We start from the raw sequence: 6,737 nt of genomic DNA on the forward strand, positions 1-6,737 counted from the left end.
GTTGTTGGTACTTCGTTCTTGTCATTCACCACACCTTACCGGATGGCAAGGTGTTGCACTTCAGATTTGAGGGCGCCAAAACAAATGCATTTACCTAAAATTCGATTCTATATTTTAGTAACAATGTTTTGAGTTACGTATAGGCTCGCACTGCCTCAGCGACCCTCCCCCCGCCCCGGCAGCAGAATACATCGACCTCGAACACTGCGCCGCTTTGTCGCCTCGATATCCTGATGCCTGGGATATCGCACGCTTACGAAGCATCTCTATCCGTGTCATTCATCTTCAGATGCACGCACAACGCTTTAGCCAGCGGCACGGCCGAGGCCGGACTTTGACCGGACATTAGCGCTCCGTCGATAACCAAATACGGCTCCCAGTTGTTGGCACACCTATACAGGGCGCCACGTCTTTTAAGCTCGTCCTCGAGTGAGTACAACAGATGATTCAGCAGTTTCAGCTCACGGTCTTCGTCGTTCTTGAAGCCGGTGATTTTAAGACCATTGACCAAATACTCGCCGTTGCTCTTCTTGACGTCGCGCAGGATGGCCGGTGCATGGCACACCATTGCTATCGGACGGCCCGATTCATAGAAATCACGAATCAACTTGATTGTGTATGAATCCGAGGCCAAATCCCATAGCAAACCATAGCCACCGGGGAAGAATGCAGCATCAAAGCCGCTGTAATCAATGTTGCGCAGCCTGCGCGTGTTCTGCGCCGCAAACAGTGCAATCGGGTCGTTGAGGAAGCGCTCGGTGTATTCGGTAGTAAATGGCGGCTTCATGCTCAGCAGATCGATTGGCGCTGCACCGCCCGCCGGCGTGGCGAAGACGACTTCAAAACCAGCTTCGGTGAGGAGATAATAAGGTGCGGCCAGTTCGTGAAACCAAGTACCAGACTGCTTGCCGCTGATTCCCATCTCGTCGACCGAAGACATGATAAGAAGAACACGTATTTTTTGGTTATAGCACATGAAAAAATATCCTGCTTCCGCATTGAAGAAATGAATTCTGGAGGCATCGGGGAAACGCCTGGGCCCCCTCCCAATTCGAAGTAATACATCAAACAAAGTCGAAAATATTTACTACGACACAACCTGTGATATCGAGTTCTGGCCCGATTCAATTCGACCGGTCGCGCCAAAGCGGCGTTGTTGCTCCCACCACACCGCTGTCAGCGAACAATGTCATAGCCGTAGTCGGTCTTCGAAACAGCAATCGTATTGGAATCCAGAGTCTCGAACAATTCATCGAGTAGTGCCAGAAGGATTCGCAATCCGCCGGCGTACCCCCACGTCGGGTAACGATGATAATGATGGCGATCGAAGATTGGGAACACGAGTCGCACTAAGGGTGTGCCAACGTCGCGTTCTAAATACTTGCCATATGTGTTTCCGATCAAGAAATCCACCGGCTCTGTAAAGAGCAGCGAGCGCAGGTGCCAAAGATCACGCTTAGGATACACCTTACCCGCTGTGCCGTATGGCGACGCGTCCAGCAGCGCCCTCACTTTCGCCGCCCAATCATCGTTCCCGTTGGTTGCTAGCACATGCACGGGCTCCGCGCCGAGCTCAAGCAGGAACTGTGTATATCCCAGTACCTGATCCGGATCCCCGTAGAGAGCGTAACGCTTGCCGTGCAGATTCGCCTGACTGTCGGCCATCGCGTCGACGAGTTGGCCACGTTCCCTTTCGAGCTCCGCGGGAATCGGCTTCCCAGTCACCCGAGAAATTTCCATAAGGAAATGGTCGGTTCCCCCGACGCCGACGGGCGCGTTAAGCAGGACAACCTCCTGACCGTGTTCAGTGATGAATTTGCTAGTCTTCTCGCAGCAATACTCCTGAAAGATGAACGTTGCCTTCGCATTAAGCGCACGCTGGACGTCTTCTTTCGTCGTTCCACCGTGGTACATTCGGAACTCGCCATCAGTCGGGGTGTTCCATGTATCCGACGGGTCGCAGATGATATTTACGTTCACGCCGAATAGATCGAATATTCGGCGAATCTCTCTCATATTGCCGACAACGAAACCGTCGAATCCCCCGATAAAGTTCACGCTGTCGTCCGACACACGCGTTAGCGGCGTCGAGGTACCTGCCTTGCCATCCCAGAAGTACTTGAGAATTCCGAGCAACGCATTATCGTAGCCTGTCACGTGGCTCCCAACAAACGCGGGCGTGTGTGCAAATGGCACATCGTAGTCCTCAGGTATGCTGCCCTTCTGCTTGCTGTTCTTGATGAAAGCGTCGACGTCGTCGCCGATCACCTCTGCCATGCATGTCGTCGATACGGCGATCATCTCTGGCTCATAGAGACTGTAAGCATTTGCAAGGCCGTCCATCATGTTGTTCAGCCCCCCGAACACGGCCGCGTCTTCCGTCATTGAGGAGCTGACGCACGACGTTGGTTCCTTGAAATGCCGCGAGAAATGCGAGCGGTAATACGCCACGCAGCCCTGTGAGCCGTGCACGAAGGGCAGTGTCTTGTGAAAGCCGTTTGCCACAAACACGGCTCCAAGAGGCTGGCATGCCTTTGCCGGATTTACAGTCAGTGAATTACGGGCAAAGTTTTTCTCCTTGTATTCTTCTGTTTTTGTCCATTCCGCGAACTTCTTCACTACCTCCTCAGGATGGCCTGACTCGAAGGCTTCCCTTTTGTTTCGAAAAAGCGTCTGGTACTCCGGCTCTCTAAAGAGCATTTCATAATCGAGAATTCTATCGGTGGATTGAGGCATGTCTTTCTAACTCCCGTATCAAAAATTCAACAACCGACCGCCTTAGCCGCTACGCTCTTTGGGCCCTTCTCTCTGACCGCATCAAGCCACGGTGCCTTCGAGAGACTCCAAACTGGACTTGATATGGCCATGTCCATGTCACGTGCAAAAATTGCAAATCCATCATAGCCGTGATAGGGACCGGAATAGTCCCAGCTATGCATTTGGCGAAATGGAATGCCCATCTTCTGAAAGACATATTTTTCTTTGATGCCAGAACCGACCAGGTCCGGTTGCATTCGCTCAACAAATTTCTCGAATTCGTAGCCGGTCACGTCATCATAGATTAGAGTGCCGTCCTTTATGTAGTGCGTCGTGCGCTGGTAGTCGTCATTGTGAGCGAACTCGTACCCTGTGCCTACTACATCCATGCCCAGGTCCTCATATGCTCCTATGACGTGACGCGGGCGCAAACCACCTACGAAGAGCATTACCTTCCTGTCTTGCAGACGTGGCTTATACTTGGCTATGACCGCATCCGTTAAGGGGCGATATTTGGCGATCACCTTCTCAGCATTCGCCTTGATCGAATCGTCGAATTGGCTCGCAATCTCACGGAGACTCCTTTCGATCATGGTCGGACCAAAGAAGTTGTACTCGACCCATGGAATCCCATACTTCTCCTCCATGTGACGGCTGATGTAATTCATGGAACGATAGCAGTGCAGCAGGTTCAGCTTTGATCTCGGCGTGTTCTCTAGCTCCGCTAGGGTGCCATCACCAGACCACTGCGCGATCACGCGCAACCCTATCTCTTCAAGGAGGATACGGCTTGACCAGGCATCGCCGCCAATGTTGTAATCGCCGATGATGGCGACGTCGTAAGGTGTCGACTCGAGCGAGGACCGCTTATTTCTGTCAACCGCGTCGAACACATAATCGCGGATCGAATCATTTGCCAGATGGTGCCCGAGTGACTGAGATACACCGCGAAAACCTTCGCAACGCACAGGAGCGATCGTGTGCCCGCTGTGCTGGTTACTCTTCTTCTTCGCGACTGCCTCAATGTCATCCCCAATGAGCCCGATTGGACATTCAGTTTGGATGGAGATGCCTCGGTTGAGCGGAAACAGTTCTTGGATCTCGTCGATGATCTTGTCGAGCTTTTTGTCGCCTCCGAACACAATGTCCTTTTCCTGGAAATCGGACGTGAACTGCATCGTGACAAACGTATCGATCCCTGTTGTGCCAACGTAATAGTTGCGACGCGATCCCCATGAATACTGACCGCAGCCGACAGGCCCGTGACTGATGTGGATCATGTCCTTGATCGGCCCCCAAACAACACCCTTCGATCCGGCGTACGCACACCCTCGAATCGTCATCACGCCGGGCAGCGATTTGATGTTGGACTTAACGCCACAGTCTGGCTTGCCTTCCCCAAAGGAACCCAAATGCTTCGCCCGCCGTTTGGCCGTCTTCTCTGGGTAAGCTCGCAGCACTTCGTCAATGAGGGCGTTGTTCGTTGCCTTGCGTTGCTCTACCGTCGTGGTCATTTCGTATTCCATAAGTGAAGCATGTCATCGTTGAAATCACCCGCCGTGCACCGCACGGCGATCAGCTCCCCTTTTTGCATCAAGCAGTCAGGTCTGCCGCAGTCTTGCCAACTTGTGATTCGTCGACCTGCGCCAGGATTCCCTTCTCCATCAGCAGATCCTCAAGCTGATCCATTGTGATCGGCGTTGGAACCACGCCGTTACCGCCGTTGTGATGAATTTTTTCGGCAAGCGTTCGATACTCACCTGCCTGCTTGCTATCCGGTGCATACTCGATCACGGTCATTCTCCGCAATTCTGCGTGTTGGACGATGTTGTCGCGGGGCACGAAATGAATCAGCCTCGTTCCAAGCATCGTAGCAAGCGATTCAGCAAGCTCGAGCTCCTTGTCAGTCTTGCGTTCATTGCAAATCAGACCGCCCAGGCGCACGCCGCCGCTATTCGCATACTTTAGAATGCCCTTCGAGATGTTGTTCGCTGCGTACATTGCCATCATCTCACCCGACATCACGATGTAGATTTCCTGAGCCTTGTTCTCGCGTATCGGCATTGCGAAGCCACCGCAAACGACGTCTCCAAGAACGTCGTACGACACGTAATCGACGCCGTCATACGCCCCGTTTTCCTCGAGGAAATTGATTGAAGTAATCACGCCTCGGCCTGCGCAACCTACACCAGGTTCCGGCCCCCCCGACTCGACGCAGCGGATGTCCTTGTAGCCAATTTTCATAACGTCATCAATTTCAAGATCCTCGACCGATCCGGCTTCCGCTGCAAGGGAAAGGATCGTGTCCTGGGCTTTCGCATGCAGTATTAAGCGTGTCGAATCAGCCTTGGGGTCACATCCAACGATAAGGATCTTCTGCCCGAGGTCGCTCAGGGCCGCTAGCGTGTTCTGCGAGGTAGTGGACTTACCGATACCGCCTTTTCCGTAGAAGGCAATTTGCCGAAGTTGAGACATTGTTTTACTCCGTTGAAGTTCACGATTGCGAATCAAAGCTGCGAAAACTGCGACAATATGCCTGAGGTGTTGTCCCTAAGAGTCCTTTTTGTGTCAAGTCACGTTTCAGCCGGATTGTGCCCGTGCAAGTAGCCCTGCGCAGATTTCGTGCCATGCGGGGAGAAATGGCGGAAGCCGGCTCCAGTTCGGCATCTAACAGGTTTGCGCGGCTTGCACGACCGACCTTCGAGGCGTCACGTTCCCAACAATCCATGCGCACTTTGTCGGCGAACGACATTTTTCCGTACGGCGTGTGTCCGCTTCACCTTGCCAATATGCCCCCTGACTGGCATTGGCGCTGGTACGGATATTGCAAACCTTCCCGGAACGTTGCTGACGCTGACTATCAGCGCCCGTAGTTAAGGGCGCTCCGTAACCTGCGAACGAGGAATACCGATGAGTGATATGATTACCCGCCACGAACTCGCCGAAACTCCGCTGGCTCGGTTAGAACACGAGGGCCGCCTCCTCAATGCTGTCTTCAAAGGCCGCACCATTACGCCTCACAGAGTTGGCTTCCGCGGCGAACTCGCCCTGAGGTTCGCCCGGCGCCTCGCCGATGAAGCGCGACCGCCCCAGCTCTGTTGCGAACAGATCATGACGGTGGGCACGGTTGGCGACCAGCACATTCCGTTCTTCGCCGGCTGGCTGCTAAGCTTCGAGCATCTGATTGAGGTTGCGAATGTGCTCGATGGCACTCTGTCGCCGCGCGGAAAGTATTTTCTGTTCTGCGACAACATTGACCTGGCGAGGCGCTACAAAGTGCCATACAAAGGAGCAATGTTCTACGTACTGCCTATTCTGGAATCTACGGTTTACAACGAGATGGTGGATCTGCTGCATCTGGATAAGAACGAATTGAAGAAAAAGGGCACCGCCGGCAAGTTGGAGGCAGTCGCCGATGCTGCAATTCGATTCGACTCGCCTTTTGATACGATTAGTTATTCTGAGGGTCTTCGCCTCATGGGAGCGGTGCGTAATCCAAACGAGAATCGCCCAGTTTGACTTAAATCCTAAGCCGGATATTTCGTCTGCCGAGAACCATCATATTATGCCGCTCTACGACTATGTATGTAGCGACTGCAAGTCGCGGTTCGAAGCACTTGTGCGCGGTGCCACGACGCCCACGTGTCCGCATTGTGGTAGTAATGCGTTAAATAAGCAGGTCAGTGCACCATCGCCGCCCGAACGCCGCAAGGCGATTATTGCCGCCGCACGCCGCCGGGCCGCCAGGGAAGGGCATTTCAGCAACTACTCGCCTAGGGACGTTGAGTAGGCGCAGGCAGCGCGTACAGTGCACCACAATCTCACTGCATCAACATAGAATCTATGGGAAATTGAGGCTCTACTTCAATGCAACTTGAAAAGGTTTCATTGGCCCGTCTAGATCATCCCCTTATACGGAAGTAGGACCGTCTCCGCAGCGAGGCATGGAGCCTGAGGCCCTGGGAATTTCGAGGTAAGGG

The 6,737-nt window shown here is 53.4% G+C and carries 6 protein-coding genes; 2 read left to right on the plus strand and 4 right to left on the minus strand.

All coding sequences use genetic code 11. The features are described from left to right. Positions 1 to 253: 253 nt before the first annotated feature. From J8I82_RS36885 to nifH, 4 genes are all read right to left on the minus strand, one after another. Positions 254 to 976 carry a type 1 glutamine amidotransferase domain-containing protein gene (locus J8I82_RS36885; protein WP_209765482.1) on the minus strand — a complete coding sequence of 241 codons (723 nt, stop codon included), beginning with the start codon at positions 974 to 976 and terminating at the stop codon, positions 254 to 256. A 200-nt stretch (positions 977 to 1,176) separates the two neighbouring features. Continuing rightward, positions 1,177 to 2,736 (minus strand): nitrogenase molybdenum-iron protein subunit beta, encoded by a 1,560-nt coding sequence (gene nifK, locus J8I82_RS36890; protein ID WP_209765484.1) that lies wholly within the window; start codon positions 2,734 to 2,736, stop codon positions 1,177 to 1,179. A 26-nt stretch (positions 2,737 to 2,762) separates the two neighbouring features. After that, on the minus strand, positions 2,763 to 4,271 hold the full coding sequence (nifD, locus tag J8I82_RS36895) for a nitrogenase molybdenum-iron protein alpha chain (RefSeq protein WP_209765486.1): 1,509 nt from the start codon (positions 4,269 to 4,271) through the stop codon (positions 2,763 to 2,765). Between the two features lie 79 nt (positions 4,272 to 4,350). Beyond that, positions 4,351 to 5,232: a nitrogenase iron protein gene (nifH, locus tag J8I82_RS36900; RefSeq protein WP_209765488.1), complete on the minus strand. Its 882-nt coding sequence runs from the start codon at positions 5,230 to 5,232 to the stop codon at positions 4,351 to 4,353. 435 nt (positions 5,233 to 5,667) lie between these two features. Here nifH and J8I82_RS36905 point away from each other — a divergent pair, with 435 nt between their 5' ends. Beyond that, positions 5,668 to 6,276 (plus strand): hypothetical protein, encoded by a 609-nt coding sequence (locus tag J8I82_RS36905; RefSeq protein ID WP_209765490.1) that lies wholly within the window; start codon positions 5,668 to 5,670, stop codon positions 6,274 to 6,276. 46 nt (positions 6,277 to 6,322) lie between these two features. After that, positions 6,323 to 6,547, plus strand: a complete 225-nt coding sequence (locus J8I82_RS36910) for an FmdB family zinc ribbon protein (protein ID WP_209765492.1) — start codon at positions 6,323 to 6,325, stop codon at positions 6,545 to 6,547. Positions 6,548 to 6,737: the final 190 nt, after the last annotated feature.

This window comes from Cupriavidus consociatus (genome assembly GCF_017814975.1).
GTDB lineage: Bacteria > Pseudomonadota > Gammaproteobacteria > Burkholderiales > Burkholderiaceae > Cupriavidus > Cupriavidus consociatus.